Source organism: Pseudomonas rubra (assembly GCF_028656935.1).
Taxonomy (GTDB): domain Bacteria; phylum Pseudomonadota; class Gammaproteobacteria; order Pseudomonadales; family Pseudomonadaceae; genus Aquipseudomonas; species Aquipseudomonas rubra.
This window is the reverse complement of the sequence record NZ_JAMDGZ010000010.1, coordinates 60100-73498: the sequence shown is the minus strand read 5'-3', so window position 1 is coordinate 73498 and position 13399 is coordinate 60100. Positions and strand designations below refer to the sequence as shown.

Genomic DNA, 13399 nt, shown 5'->3' with positions numbered 1-13399 from the left:
CGAATGGGAGCCGCCTTTTCTGGATTGGATTCGTGTTACAGCAAGTCGTACTGCTTGAGTTTCTTGCGCAAGGTGCCGCGGTTGAGTCCGAGCAGCTCGCTGGCCTTGGTCTGGTTGCCCTTGACGTAGTTCATTACGCTTTCGAGCAACGGCGCTTCGACTTCCGAGAGCACCAGGTTGTACACGTCCGTGACGGCCGCGCCCTCCAGATGGGCGAAATAGTTGTGCAGCGCCTTTTCCACACTGCCGCGAAGGGTCTGACCCTCTTCGCTCGGCGTATTCAGGTGCTGTTTCAGGTTGACGTTGTCGCTCACGGGCGTTGTTCCACTCACTAAAGTCTCGGTCATCATCGTCATGCGGCCACCCCTTGTCCGTCCTCTGTCTCAAGGCTCTGTTCACGTTCGCTGAAGAAACCGCGAACGTTGGCGCACTGCGCTTGCGTGTCTTCCAAACGATTGAACCGGGCGCGAAACTCCTTGGCGCCCGGTAGCGTTGCCAGGTACCAGCCGACGTGCTTGCGGGCGATACGTACGCCCATCACATCGCCGTAAAAGGCGTGCAACGCGGTCAGGTGCTCCAGCAGAATTCGTTCCACTTCGTCCAACTGCGGTGCCGGCAGTTTCTCGCCGGTACGCAGGTAATGCTCGATCTCGCGAAAGATCCATGGCCGCCCCTGGGCAGCCCGGCCAATCAACAGGCCGTCGGCTCCGGTCGCATCCAGCACCGATCGAGCCTTTTCGGGCGAAGTGATATCGCCGTTGGCAAAAACCGGGATCGACACCGCCTGTTTGATCGCCGCGATGGTGTCGTACTCGGCTTCGCCGGTGTAGAGGTCGGCACGTGTGCGTCCATGTACAGCCAATGCCTGGATACCGGCCTGTTCGGCGATTCTCGCCACCGTCAGGCCGTTCTTGTTGGCCCTGTCCCACCCCGTGCGGATCTTCAGTGTGACCGGCACGTCCACGGCGGCAACCACCGCGTGGAGGATTTCGCTGACCAGCGCCTCATCTTTCAATAAAGCAGAGCCTGCAGCCTTGTTGCAGACTTTTTTTGCCGGGCAGCCCATGTTGATGTCGATGATCTGCGCGCCAGCCTCGACGTTGGCCCGGGCTGCCGCCGCGAGCATCTGCGCGTCACCGCCGGCGATCTGTACCGAGCGCGGCTCGGGATCACCCTGGTGAATCATGCGCAGGCGCGACTTGCGGCTGTTCCACAGGCTCATGTCGCTGCTGACCATCTCCGACACCACCAGGCCTGCACCCATTCGTCGGCAGAGCTGACGAAATGGCTGATCCGTGACCCCGGCCATCGGCGCGAGGATCAGGGCGTTCTGCAGTGTGTATGGGCCGATGCGTACCGCCGACATAGGAGTTCCCTGTTGTGGGGGCCGATCTTAGAGTTCGAAAAAGGGTGGGCATGATACCCGCTCTCGGTGACCGGATAAAGAAGGATTTGGATAAAATCTGAACAGTTGTGGCGTTATAGCCTGAGGTTTGATTGCCGGGGCAGGTGCCAGTCGGCTGGCGTCAGAGAACCCGGCGCCAGTTGGCCGGGCTATTCCGGCGAGCGGAAGCTCAGGCTGTAGTTGACCGCCTTGGGGCCCGGATCGAGGATGTCCAGGGCGATGTGGATTGGCGTCTGGCTGGGCATTTCGCCCTTGCCGGCCAGCTCACCGCTGAGGTACTCGGTGGGCTTGAAGCGGCGGCTGGCGATCAATTGGCCATTGAGGTCGGCAAAACGCAGCTCCAGCAGCGGGAACGGCTGGGAGAAGGGCGCACGGTTGTAGATGATCGCATCGACGATCAAGGCGCCGTTGAAGTCCGGGTGGCTGCGCACGACCAGGTTGCTGCTCTTGATCCGGGCAATGTCGACCCGTGACGGTACCTGGCAGCCGACGCTCGGGCAGAGGGTCTGGAACCAGGGGCGGTAGCGATCCTGGCGGGCCAACTCGTCGAACTGATACCAGATGTACTGGCCGGCCAGCGCTGCTGCGGCCAGCAGGATCAGCAGGATCCACAGCAGGCGCTTGCCCCAGTTGACCTTGGGTTTCTGCCAGCCCAGCTGGATCGGGTCGTCGACCAGCTCGAGCAGCGGCTCCTTGCGGGCCGGACGGCTGCTGACCGGGCTCAGGCCAGGTTCGCGACGCTCGTCCAGCTCAGGTTCGGGGCTGTCCAGTTCGTCGTCAGGCTCGCGCGCGGACAGGCGCTCGCCTGGCAGTTCGTCGTCATCGGCGCGCAGCGAATGCGCCGGCGGCACCACTGCGTCGAGGTCGTCGTCGAGCACATCGAGCGACAAAGACGGCTCGGTGCGCTCGCCCGGTGCCGGCGCAAGGTCCAGGGCTTCCTGTTCGATCAGTGGCGGTTGTGGCTCGTCCAGCTCGGCGGCCAGTGCGTCGCGTTCTGCCGCCGGGCTGCTGAACAGGCTGTCGGGCCAGTGCTGGTCGTCCTGCTCCGGGCTGTCGCGGTGCGCGCTGAGGCTGTCTTCGCGCGCTGCGACGGCTTTGAATTCGGTGGTTGGCTGGATTTCGCGCTGCTCCAGGCGTGCCAGCTCCTGGTCGAGGTCGAGCTGGTCGAGGTCAAGCTCGGCAGCGCTCCACTCATGCTGGCTGGGCGGCTGCACAGGCGCCACCTGCGGCTCGACCGGCATCGGCGGTGCAGGCGGGTTCTGCGCCGCGTTTTGCTCCAGCAGTTGCTTGGCGGCGTTGAACACTTGCAGGCAAGCGCCGCAACGCACCACACCGCGGGCCACGCTCAACTGATTGTGGCTGACGCGAAAGCTGGTCTGGCAATGCGGGCACTGGGTGACGAAACTGTCGGTCATGCGGCGGTCCGGGTTATGCAGAAGGTTATTCTAGGCGCACTTAGCGGCGTCGACCACTGATGCGTACCCAGCCATCGCGTACCGCGATCGGGTCCAGGTCGAAGTCCTTGGCGTAGGCCGCGGCGACTTCATCGCCTTGCTCTGCGAGAATCCCCGACAGTGCCAGCAGGCCACCCGGACGCACCAGCGCGGACAGTTGCGGGGCCAGCGAGACCAGTGGGCCGGCCAGGATGTTGGCGACCAGCACGTCGGCCTGCATGGCCGGCATGTGCTCGGGCAGGTACAGGGCGAATTTCTCGTCGGCGATGCCATTGCGTCCGGCGTTGTCGCGCGAGGCTTCCAGGGCCTGCACGTCGATGTCGGTACCGACCGCTTCGCGGGCGCCGAGCAGCAGCGCGGCGATGGCGAGGATGCCCGAGCCGCAACCGAAATCGAGCACCTGGGTATCTTTGAGTTCCTGGCCGTCGAGCCACTCCAGGCACAAGGCGGTGGTCGGGTGGGTACCGGTGCCGAAGGCCAGGCCCGGATCGAGCAGCAGGTTGACCGCCTCAGGCTCGGGCGCCACATGCCAGCTTGGCACGATCCACAGGCGCTGGCCGAAACGCATCGGCTGGAAATTGTCCATCCAGCTGCGTTCCCAGTCCTGGTCTTCGATGACTTCAGCCTGGTGCTCCGGCAGCGCGGCGCCGGTCAGCAGTTGCAGGTGGGCGAACACCGCGCTGGCATCGGTGTCGGCTTCGAACAACGCCAGCAAGTGGGTATGCGACCACAGCGGGGTGGTGTTGAGGTCCGGTTCGAAGATCGGCTGATCTTCGGCATCCATGAAGGTGACCGAAACGGCGCCTACTTCGAGCAGGGCATCTTCATAGGTTTCGGCTTGTTCCGGGCTGATGGCCAGACGTACTTGCAGCCAAGGCATGGCGGGCACCTTTGGAAAAATCTACAGGGGCAGCCCGAGGCTGCGAGAAGCCCGCCAGTTTACTTGAGTACGAGGGTTTTGTGGGATCCCACTGTAGGCCAAAAAAAAGACCCCGGTCACAGGACCGGGGTCTTTTTCACTTCACTGCCGAATCACTCCTGGTTAGCCAGTTTGTGTTCCAGATAGTGAATGTTGACGCCACCTTTGCAGAAACCTTCATCACGCACCAGGTCGCGGTGCAGCGGGATGTTGGTCTTGATACCGTCGACGACGATTTCATCCAGGGCATTGCGCATGCGCGCCATGGCTTCGTCGCGGTCCTTGCCGTAGGTGATCAGCTTGCCGATCAGCGAGTCGTAGTTCGGCGGTACCGCATAACCACTGTACAGGTGCGAATCGACGCGCACGCCGTTGCCGCCCGGGGCGTGGAAGTGCTTGACCGTGCCTGGGCTCGGGATGAACTTCTTCGGGTCTTCGGCGTTGATCCGGCACTCCAGCGAGTGACCGCGAATCACCACGTCATCCTGGCTGAACGACAGCTTGTTGCCAGCGGCGATGCTGAGCATCTCCTTGACGATGTCGATACCAGTGACCATCTCCGAAACCGGGTGCTCGACCTGAACACGGGTGTTCATTTCGATAAAGTAGAACGCACCGTTTTCATAGAGGAACTCAAAGGTGCCAGCGCCACGATAGCCGATGTCGATACACGCCTTGACGCAGCGCGCGAAGACTTCCTGGCGAGCCTTCTCGTCGATGCCCGGGGCCGGTGCTTCTTCCAGTACCTTCTGGTGGCGGCGCTGCAGCGAGCAGTCACGGTCACCCAGGTGCACGGCGTTGCCCTGGCCGTCGGACAGGACCTGAACTTCCACGTGACGTGGGTTGGTCAGGAACTTCTCGAGGTAGACCATCGGGTTGCCGAAGGCCGCGCCAGCTTCGCTGCGGGTCAGGATGGCCGAAGCGATCAGGTCTTCTTCCTTGTGCACCACGCGCATGCCGCGACCACCACCGCCACCGGCGGCCTTGATGATCACCGGATAGCCGACTTCACGGCCAATGCGCAGGGCTTCTTCTTCGTCTTCGGGCAGCGGGCCGTCGGAGCCCGGTACGGTAGGAACGCCGGCTTTGATCATCGCGTCCTTGGCCGAAACCTTGTCGCCCATCAGGCGAATGGTGTCGGCTTTCGGGCCAATGAAGGCAAAGCCGGAGTTCTCGACCTGCTCGGCGAAATCGGCGTTTTCCGCAAGGAAACCGTAGCCTGGGTGAATGGCGGTAGCGCCGGTCACTTCAGCTGCGGCGATGATCGCCGGGATGTGCAGGTAGGACTGGCTGGCCGAAGCCGGGCCAATGCACACCGATTCGTCGGCCAGGCCCAGGTGCATCAGTTCGCGGTCAGCCGTGGAGTGTACGGCGACGGTCTTGATGCCCAGCTCTTTACAGGCACGCAGGATCCGCAGGGCAATTTCCCCGCGGTTGGCAATCAGGACTTTTTCCAGCTTCGCAGACATCGTTGGCTCTCCGCAGGTCAAACGATGGTGAACAGCGGCTGGTCGAACTCAACCGGCTGACCGTCTTCTACCAGGATGGATTCGATCACACCGCTGGTTTCAGCTTCGATGTGGTTCATCATCTTCATGGCTTCGACGATGCACAGGGTGTCGCCTTTCTTCACGGTCTGGCCGACTTCAACGAAGGAGGGCGAAGTAGGCGAGGCTTTGCGGTAGAAGGTACCGACCATTGGCGAACGGGCAACGGTGCCGTTGAGCTTCGGAGCGGCGGCTTCGGCAGGCGCTGCGGCAGCAGCAGGGGCGGCGACCGGTGCGGCAACAGGCGCAGCGACTGGAGCCGGAGCGTAGTACTGCTGGGCTGGAGTCTTGCTGTTACGGCTGATCCGGACGGATTCCTCGCCTTCCTTGATCTCCAGCTCGTCGATGCCAGACTCTTCCAGCAGTTCGATCAGTTTCTTGACTTTACGGATATCCATTAATCAGCAACTCCCAAGGTTCGGTCAGGGGCGTAAATATAAAAACGTGTTAGCAAACGTTTCTTGTGAGCCCTGGCCTTACAGGCCAGGTTCTCGTCATCAGGGCTTTGCGTTAGCAGCCAGGTGTTCCATGGCAGACTCCAGGGCCAGGCGGTAACCGCTGGCGCCCAGGCCGCAAATCACCCCTACGGCGACATCAGAAAAGTAGGAGTGATGGCGAAAAGGTTCGCGTTTGTGCACGTTGGACAGATGCACTTCGATGAATGGGATGCTCACCGCCAGCAACGCGTCACGTAATGCGACACTTGTGTGTGTAAAAGCCGCCGGATTGATCAGGATGAAATCCACGCCTTCGCTGCGCGCAGCATGGATGCGGTCGATCAATTCGTACTCGGCATTGCTTTGCAGGTACTGCAGGTGATGGCCGGCGGCGCGGGCGCGCTGTTCCAGATCCTGGTTGATCTGGGCCAGGGTCACGGCGCCATAGACGCCCGGTTCGCGGGTCCCGAGCAGGTTCAGGTTGGGGCCGTGCAGTACCAGTAGCGTTGCCATCTGTGGTTCCTTTTTATCTTTAGGAAACTTTGCGCGGCGACTATGCCGTAAACCGGCAGGCACTGTCCAGTTGCCGACAGTAGCCAGCACGATGACCGATATTCACGCTAAATATGTGACTAATTTATTAATTTCGGTCATCGAAACCGGCTATTTAACGGCCAGAGGAAGTTATAGACCCAGATCGGCGCGAATGCGCGTCAGATGTGCGGCAAATTCGCCGGCGTTTATCTCGCCAACCAGGCGATCGGCCTTGATTTCGCTGCCGTTCGCGGCAAAGAACAACAGTGCGGGTGGGCCAAACAGCTGGTAGCGGTCGAGCAGGGCGCGCTGCTGGGCGTTGCTCTGGGTGATATCGAAGCGCAGCAGCTTGTAATCCTTGAGCTGCGGTTGCACGGCTGGGGCATTGAGCACTTCGTGCTCGATCACCTTGCAACTGATGCACCAGTCGGCGTACCAGTCCAGCAGCACCGGCTGGCCGGCAGCTTTGGCGGCGGCCAGGGCGCTATCGAGCGCTGCGGGTGTGCTGATGGTCTGCCAGTCGCTGGTGCTGCCGGCCTGGGTAGCGCCAGTGCTGCCGGCGCTGCTTGCCTGGGGCAGCGGACGCAGCGGATCGCTCTGGCCGCTGAGGGCGCCATACCAGCAGGCCAGGGCATAGAACAGCAGGGCCAGGCCCAGCAGTTGTGCCAGGCGCTGAAGGCTGGTTTTCACGGTGAACTCCAGGGCGCCAAGGAACACGGCGGTACCGGCCGCCAGCAGGCCGACCAGCAACAGCGTGACCTGGCCCGGCAACACGCGGCTGAGCAGGCCGATGGCCAGGCCGAGCAACAGCACACCGATGGCGTTTTTCACCGTCACCAGCCACGGCCCGCTTTTCGGCAGCCAGGCCGCGCCACCGGTGGCAATCAGCAGCAGTGGTGCGCCCATGCCCAGGCCCAGGGCGAACAGTTTCAGCGCACCGCCCAAGGCATCTCCACTGGCGCTGATGTACAGCAAGGCGCCGGCCAGAGGTGCCGACACGCACGGCGACACCAACAGGCTGGAGAACACCCCGAGGATTGCCGCACCGATCAGCGAGCCGCCTTTGGTCTGGCCAACCAGACGCTCCAGACGGCTGCTGAGCGCGTGAGGCAGTTTGAGCTCGAACAGGCCGAACATGGCCAGGGCGAACAGTACGAAGAACAGCGCGAACGGCACCAGCACCCAGGCCGATTGCAGGCGCGCCTGCAGGTTCAGGCCGGCGCCGAACAGGCCCATCAAGGCGCCGAGCAGGGCGAAACAGGCGGCCATTGGCAGCACATAGGCCAGCGACAGGGCGAAGCCGCGCAGGCCGCCAACCTGGCCGCGCAAGACGACGCCGGAGAGGATCGGCAGCATGGGCAGCACGCAAGGGGTGAAGGTCAGGCCGACGCCGGCGAGGAAAAACAGCAGCAGGCTTTTCCAGTCCCAGCCGGTCTCGGCGCTTGCTGGCGACTTGCCGGCGACGCCGTCGATGCTCAGGCGTGCGGTTTCTGGTGGGTAGCACAGCCCCTTGTCGGCGCAGCCCTGGTAGCCGACCAGCAGGGTGTAGGCGCGTGGTTCGTTGGCCGGGCGGGGAATCTCGATGTCGAGGATGCCGTGGTAGACCTCGACGTCACCAAAGAACTCATCGTGCTTGGCTTCACCGGGCGGGATCTGCGCCGAGCCCAGGGCGATGTCGGCAGGTTCGCTGCGAAACTGGAAGCGGTGGCGGTACAGGTAGTAACCGTCGGCGGCGACGAAACGCAGCTTCAGGGTTTGCCCCTCATCCTGCACCAGGCTCAGCTTGAAGGCTTCGTGCACCGGCAGGAACTCGGCGCTGTTGCTCAGCGACGCGGCGCCCAGCGTGGCACTGGGGCGATTGTCGAGCAGGCCGGCGCCGACGGCGGGCAAGGCCAGTACCAGAAACAGGAGGCAAAGCAGGCGGCGCATGACGATCTCGCTGTGCAAAAGTGCCTGCATGATAACGGACTTTTGTAGGAGCGGGCTTGCCCCGCGATTGGAGTGCCCGGATCGCGGGGCAAGCCCGCTCCTACAGGCGATGGCCGCGACACATTCTCACAGGCGAAACGCCCGCACCGCCGTATTCAACTCCCCGCCAAGCCGAAGCAACTGTTCACCCTGCTCACGACCTTCACCAATGCGCTGCAGGTTGTCTTCACCCAGGTCATGAATCCGCTCGCTGTGATCGCGAATCTCGCTCACCGCGCCGCTTTGCTGGGCGGTGACATCGGCAATGCGTACGGCGGTGGCGGAGATGGTCTGGATCGCCGCGACAATCTCATCCAGTGCACCGTCAGCCGCCTGGGCCTGATCAGCGGTGGCTTCGGCATGTTCAAGCTGGGTGCGCATGCCTTCAACCGAGTCGCGCGCCGCCTGCTGCAAGCGCCCGATCAGGGTCTGGATCTCGCCAGTGGCGCCGGTGGTACGCTGGGCCAGTGAGCGTACTTCTTCTGCGACCACGGCAAAACCGCGGCCCATCTCCCCGGCCCGCGCCGCTTCGATCGCGGCATTCAGGGCCAGCAGGTTGGTCTGTTCGGCAATCGAACGGATCACTGTCAACACACCGCCAATGGTCGCCGACTCTTCAGCCAGTTGCTCGATCATCTGCGCGTTGCCTTGCACCTCATCGACCAGCGCCCGCAGCCCTGCCAGGCTCTGACCGATCACTGCCTGGCCTTGCTTCACCGCCCGTCCGGCATCATGGCTGGCGTCGGCAGCCTGGCTGGCATCGCCGGCTACCTGGAGGATGGTGGCTTCCAGTTCGCCCAGGGCGTCGCGGATCTGTGCGGTATCGCCGGCCTGGCGTTCAGCGCCGTCGTGCAGGGCGCTGCTCATGCCCGCCAGGGCGTGGCTGCTGTCGGCGACCTGCTCTGCGTTGTGGCGCAGGGTGCCGACCAGTTCGACCAGATAGACCCGCAGGCGGTTGAGCGAATCCTGGATGTCGTGCATCTCACGGTTGCTCCTGCCCAGGGCGATTACCTGGCTGAAGTCACCCTCGGCCCAGCGCGACAGGGCCGGCGCGAGGTTGCTCAAGGCCCGGGCCAAGCGCCGCTGCAGGGTATCGATGAGCAGGGCGATGAGCAGGATCAGGCCGATCATCAAGCCCTGAATAACGCGCACCTCACCTTGGATAGTGGCGTGCTGGCTGCGTACGCCCGGTTCGAGCTCGGCGATGGCCTGCTGCACGGCAGCGATGCGTTCATGGGTGCTGGCGGCCAGCTCGGCGCGTTGCTTGATCTGCTCCCGGGTGCGTTGCAATTCGCCGGGGTAGCGTTTGATCAGGCTGTTGAGTTCGCGCTTGAGGGCAATGCCCTGGTCTTCAGCGGCGGTGCTGGCCTGGGCTTCCAGGCCCATCAGTGCGGCAAAGTCATCGGCGCTGGATTCGCTGGCAGCCGTCACCCCGAGCAGGGGCAGTTGCTCAAGTACCTGAGCCTGGGCGGCGATCTGTTGCAGCTCACGCTCGACTTCATCGGCCAGTTCGCTGCGTCCGCTGCTGACCAGCTTGTCCCGGGCAAGCGATAGGCGGGACAGGTGCAATGACGCGCTGAACAGCGCTGGAGCATAAGCTGCGGCGTTAGTGCTGGTACTGCTCTGGGCATAGCTGGCCAGTTGTTCGAGGCTGGCGCCCAACTCGCGTTCTGCCTGCAGCAGCAGGGCCTGGGGATCACCGGCCAGCTTGCCGGCGCCGAGCAGTTCATTGCCGGTGAAGCGCTGCAGGTTTTCCAGGCTCGGGCGCAGGGATGCAGCTAGCGTCGTTGGCAGTTGCTTGAGCTCGCCTTCAAGGGCAGCCGTGGCCTGTACGGCCGTGGCGTGGCGCAGGGCGTCGCCGCTGCTCAGGTAGTCCTGGATATTGCGCGCTGCCTGGTTCTGGAACTGCTGCGACAGCGCAAGGTAGCGCTCCATCAATTGATAGGGGCGCTCAAGAGCGCGCTGCGACCACCACAGGGTCGCACCCAGAGCGATGCACACGGTGACCAGTAACAGGGTATTGAAATTGGTGAGCAGCTTCAGGCGCATGTCCGGTGTCTACCAACGGCCGAATGGTAAGCGCCTGAAGTTATTGCGTTTTCATGACCGGGTTATGACGAGGTAGGTCAATTGCTGAAAAAAGCTGGCACTTGGCCTTTACGCGTCCACCCGTTGTACGCAGTTACGTCCGGCGCCTTTGGCCCGGTACAGCGCCTCGTCGGCAGCGGTGGCCATGCTCAGGGCATCCAGGCCTTCGCTCAGTTGCACCACGCCGGCGCTGAAGGTGCACGACAGGTCACGTGGCTGGGCCGGGTAGTGGATTTCGGCAAAGCGTCGACGGATCTCGTCGAGCACCTTGTGCGCTGCGCCCAGGTCAGTGTTGGGCATGACGATGGCAAATTCTTCACCACCGTAGCGGCCAATGAAGTCAGTCTTGCGCAGGCGCTGCTTGAGGAACAGTGCCAGGCTCTTGATCACCCGGTCGCCCATGGGGTGGCCGTGGCTGTCGTTGACCTTCTTGAAATGGTCGATATCGAGCATGGCGAAGCTCAGAGGCTGCTCTTCGCGACGCGCACGAAAGCTGCAGTCCTCCAGCAGTTGCAGGATGTGAGTGTGGTTGTACAGCCCGGTCAGGCTGTCGCGGACCATGCGTGCCTTGAGGTTGCGCGCACGCGCGGCGCGGTTGCGCACGGTGGTGATCAAGTGGCGCGAGCGTATCGGCTTGGTTAAAAAGTCATCACCGCCCTCGCTCATGGCATCGAGCTGTTTGTCGAGGTCGTCTTCGGCCGACAGGTAAATGATCGGCACGCTGACATAGCGGTCATTGTGACGGATCACCTTGGCCAGCTCGGTGCCGTTGCAGGCCGGCATATACATGTCGAGGATGATCAGGTCGGGCTGAAAGTCGGCGAGCTCGGCCATGGTCTGTATCGGGTCGGTCAGGGTCCGGGTGACGATCCCGGCGCTGTTGAGCAGGCGTTCGGTGTGCAGGGCCTGGGCCCGCGAATCGTCAATGATCAGCACTTTGAAGGGTTCGTACTGGGTGACGCTGGTCAGCAGCTCGACTTTTTCCAGCAGGCTCGAGGCTTCCAGGGTGCCGGTGAGGAACTCCTGGCCGCCCGCACGTACGGCGGCCAGGCGGGTCGGGGTGTCGGTTTCGTGCAGGCTGAAGAACAGCAAAGGTATGCGCTGTTCAAGCCCCTGTTGGGCCTGCGCGGCCAGTTGCAAGCCGACACCGGGGCCGGTGAAGTCGACGTCCATGACGATTGCCGAGGGCAGTCGCTCGCTCATGGTCGCCTGGAATGCGGCGGCGCTGTACAAGGCTTGTACACCCAGACCGAAAAACTCCAGCTGCTGGGTCAGGCGCTCGGCACGGTCGTGGTCCTGAAGCATGATGTACACCGGCTTGCGCAAGGGCGGCAGTGGCACTTGTTCAAGTTGGTCGCCCTGGCGCAGGCCAGTGCGCGACAGGCGCTGCATCAGCCGGTTGAGTTCACTGATCAGTTGGCTGCTCAGGCGTGCGCTGTTGGCCTCGACCGCATTCAGGGCCTGGCCGATGGCTTCGGCCAGTTGGCTGTGCTCGGGTTGCTCGAAGCGTTCGGCATAGCGTTGCAGGCGCAGGTTGGCTTCGCACAGCTCGCCGAGGTCGCCAGTCGACCACTCGCTGCGCTGCAGGCGCTGCCAGATCTCGAGGATTTGCCGGGCCTGATGAATGACCCGTTGGGCAAAGTGTTGCTTGAGGCGCTCACGATTCGGGTCTTCTGGCTCGGTCATGTCCTGACTACTTATAAGGGGTGAGGCTGAGTTCGAGTGATGGCTCTATGCTAGCACCACTTTCCTGGCAATCGAGTGCCTTGTATCAATTAACTGTACAAGTCTGTTTATTCAATTGCTGACTCAAGAGTCGCTTATGCGATCCTGCTGGCTTGATTTATAGTGCAGCGATACTTGCCGACCCCGGCAGGTGGCGCTGGGCACAAAAAGCCCATCGCGCTGGCACGAAGCCCGGGGGCTGCGGTCGAACCCCTTGAACCGACGTGACTCAAAGGACAACGCCATGCTGGACTGGAAAAACCGTACAGGCAAAGCCGAGGCGCGTGAGCGGGTCGAGCCGCGCACCGCCGCTACCCGCAGCTACTTCGGCGGGTTGCTGTTCAGCCGCGCCCTGGGCTCGCTGATCGGCCTGTACCTGCTGGTGTGCGCGGGCCTGGGTTGGTACTGGAGCGAAGAGCCCGATCTGTTCCCGGTGCAGCAGAACGCCCAGGCCGCCGCAGAAAAAACCGGCAAGCAGATGGTGGTCGGCTACACCACCATCGAAACCCTCAAGACCGTGGCCGGTACGCTGCTCAACAAGCCCGGCGGCTACATTTCCAACGACCGTTTCCCGCCAGGCCTGTGGATGGACAACATGCCCAGTTGGGAATACGGCGTGCTGGTCCAGGTGCGCGATCTGAGCCGCGCCCTGCGCAAGGATTTTGCCCGCTCGCAGTCGCAGTCCACCGAAGACGCTGACCTGGCCAAGGCCGAGCCGCGCTTCAACTTCGACAACAAGAGCTGGATCCTGCCGTCGAGCGAATCCGAGTTCCAGGAAGGCATCAATTCGCTGACCCGCTACCAGAACCGCCTGGCCTCGCCGGAACAGCAGGGCGCGCTGTTCTACACCCGCGCCGACAACCTCAACAACTGGCTGGGCGACGTCGCCACTCGCCTGGGCTCGCTGTCGCAGCGGCTGTCGGCCAGTGTTGGTCGGGTCAAGCTCAACAGCACCTTGAAGACCGAGTCGGTGGTCCCGGGGCAAGTGCCGCAGCTTGACGAGGAGGTGGTCGAAACCCCATGGCTGCAGATCGATAACGTCTTCTACGAAGCCCGCGGCCAGGCTTGGGCGCTGTCGCACCTGCTGCGCGCCATCGAGGTCGACTTCGCCGACGTGCTGGCGAAGAAGAACGCCACGGTCAGCGTGCGGCAGATCATCCGTGAGCTGGAAGCCTCGCAGGAGCCTCTGTGGAGCCCGATGGTGCTCAACGGCAGCGGTTTCGGCATGTGGGCCAACCATTCGCTGGTCATGGCCAACTACATCTCGCGGGCCAACGCTGCGGTGATCGACCTGCGTCAACTGCTGACCCAGGGCTGATCCG

General features: G+C 62.9%; 11 protein-coding genes. 1 reads left to right on the top strand and 10 read right to left on the bottom strand.

The annotated features are described in order from the left end of the window. Nucleotides 1–35 precede the first annotated feature (35 nt). From fis to M5G17_RS04415, 10 genes are all read right to left on the bottom strand, one after another. On the bottom strand, nt 36–356 hold the full coding sequence (gene fis / locus M5G17_RS04460) for a DNA-binding transcriptional regulator Fis (RefSeq protein WP_003186237.1): 321 nt from the start codon (nt 354–356) through the stop codon (nt 36–38). Next, nucleotides 353–1366: a tRNA dihydrouridine synthase DusB gene (gene dusB, locus M5G17_RS04455; RefSeq protein WP_130262933.1), complete on the bottom strand. Its 1014-nt coding sequence runs from the start codon at nt 1364–1366 to the stop codon at nt 353–355. Before dusB ends, fis begins: the two co-directional genes overlap by 4 nt. Before the next feature lie 188 nt (nt 1367–1554). Next, complete coding sequence (locus M5G17_RS04450) at nt 1555–2820, bottom strand: DUF3426 domain-containing protein (protein WP_273891809.1); 1266 nt, start codon at nt 2818–2820, stop codon at nt 1555–1557. A gap of 40 nt (nt 2821–2860) precedes the next feature. Next, a complete protein-coding gene (gene prmA, locus M5G17_RS04445) occupies nt 2861–3739 on the bottom strand; it encodes a 50S ribosomal protein L11 methyltransferase (protein WP_273891807.1) in 879 nt (292 codons plus the stop codon). Nucleotides 3740–3891: 152 nt separating this feature from the next. Beyond that, the gene (gene accC, locus M5G17_RS04440) at nt 3892–5247 is read right to left on the bottom strand and encodes an acetyl-CoA carboxylase biotin carboxylase subunit (protein ID WP_130262936.1); all 1356 of its coding nucleotides are present in this window, start codon (nt 5245–5247) and stop codon (nt 3892–3894) included. Nucleotides 5248–5264: 17 nt separating this feature from the next. Next, a complete protein-coding gene (accB, locus tag M5G17_RS04435) occupies nt 5265–5723 on the bottom strand; it encodes an acetyl-CoA carboxylase biotin carboxyl carrier protein (RefSeq protein ID WP_273891806.1) in 459 nt (152 codons plus the stop codon). Nucleotides 5724–5822: 99 nt separating this feature from the next. Continuing rightward, nucleotides 5823–6275 (bottom strand): type II 3-dehydroquinate dehydratase, encoded by a 453-nt coding sequence (aroQ, locus tag M5G17_RS04430; RefSeq protein ID WP_273891805.1) that lies wholly within the window; start codon nt 6273–6275, stop codon nt 5823–5825. A 171-nt stretch (nt 6276–6446) separates the two neighbouring features. Next, entirely contained in the window at nt 6447–8225 is a 1779-nt protein-coding gene (locus M5G17_RS04425) for a protein-disulfide reductase DsbD (protein WP_273891889.1), read from the bottom strand. Nucleotides 8226–8351: 126 nt separating this feature from the next. Further along, on the bottom strand, nt 8352–9131 hold the full coding sequence (locus M5G17_RS27535; RefSeq protein ID WP_420793607.1) for a methyl-accepting chemotaxis protein: 780 nt from the start codon (nt 9129–9131) through the stop codon (nt 8352–8354). A gap of 1290 nt (nt 9132–10421) precedes the next feature. Continuing rightward, nucleotides 10422–12038 carry a response regulator gene (locus M5G17_RS04415; protein WP_273891802.1) on the bottom strand — a complete coding sequence of 539 codons (1617 nt, stop codon included), beginning with the start codon at nt 12036–12038 and terminating at the stop codon, nt 10422–10424. A 283-nt stretch (nt 12039–12321) separates the two neighbouring features. Between M5G17_RS04415 and M5G17_RS04410 the strand changes: the two genes are divergently transcribed. Further along, on the top strand, nt 12322–13395 hold the full coding sequence (locus M5G17_RS04410) for a DUF2333 family protein (RefSeq protein ID WP_273891801.1): 1074 nt from the start codon (nt 12322–12324) through the stop codon (nt 13393–13395). The last annotated feature ends 4 nt before the right edge of the window (nt 13396–13399 follow it).

What these genes read in the sequence shown, in the direction of transcription:
- fis (WP_003186237.1), bottom strand. Translation starts at nt 356, where the DNA reads ATGACGATGATGACCGAGACTTTAGTGAGTGGAACAACGCCCGTGAGC.
- dusB (WP_130262933.1), bottom strand. Translation starts at nt 1,366, where the DNA reads ATGTCGGCGGTACGCATCGGCCCATACACACTGCAGAACGCCCTGATC.
- M5G17_RS04450 (WP_273891809.1), bottom strand. Translation starts at nt 2,820, where the DNA reads ATGACCGACAGTTTCGTCACCCAGTGCCCGCATTGCCAGACCAGCTTT.
- prmA (WP_273891807.1), bottom strand. Translation starts at nt 3,739, where the DNA reads ATGCCTTGGCTGCAAGTACGTCTGGCCATCAGCCCGGAACAAGCCGAA.
- accC (WP_130262936.1), bottom strand. Translation starts at nt 5,247, where the DNA reads ATGTCTGCGAAGCTGGAAAAAGTCCTGATTGCCAACCGCGGGGAAATT.
- accB (WP_273891806.1), bottom strand. Translation starts at nt 5,723, where the DNA reads ATGGATATCCGTAAAGTCAAGAAACTGATCGAACTGCTGGAAGAGTCT.
- aroQ (WP_273891805.1), bottom strand. Translation starts at nt 6,275, where the DNA reads ATGGCAACGCTACTGGTACTGCACGGCCCCAACCTGAACCTGCTCGGG.
- M5G17_RS04425 (WP_273891889.1), bottom strand. Translation starts at nt 8,225, where the DNA reads ATGCGCCGCCTGCTTTGCCTCCTGTTTCTGGTACTGGCCTTGCCCGCC.
- M5G17_RS27535 (WP_420793607.1), bottom strand. Translation starts at nt 9,131, where the DNA reads ATGAGCAGCGCCCTGCACGACGGCGCTGAACGCCAGGCCGGCGATACC.
- M5G17_RS04415 (WP_273891802.1), bottom strand. Translation starts at nt 12,038, where the DNA reads ATGACCGAGCCAGAAGACCCGAATCGTGAGCGCCTCAAGCAACACTTT.
- M5G17_RS04410 (WP_273891801.1), top strand. Translation starts at nt 12,322, where the DNA reads ATGCTGGACTGGAAAAACCGTACAGGCAAAGCCGAGGCGCGTGAGCGG.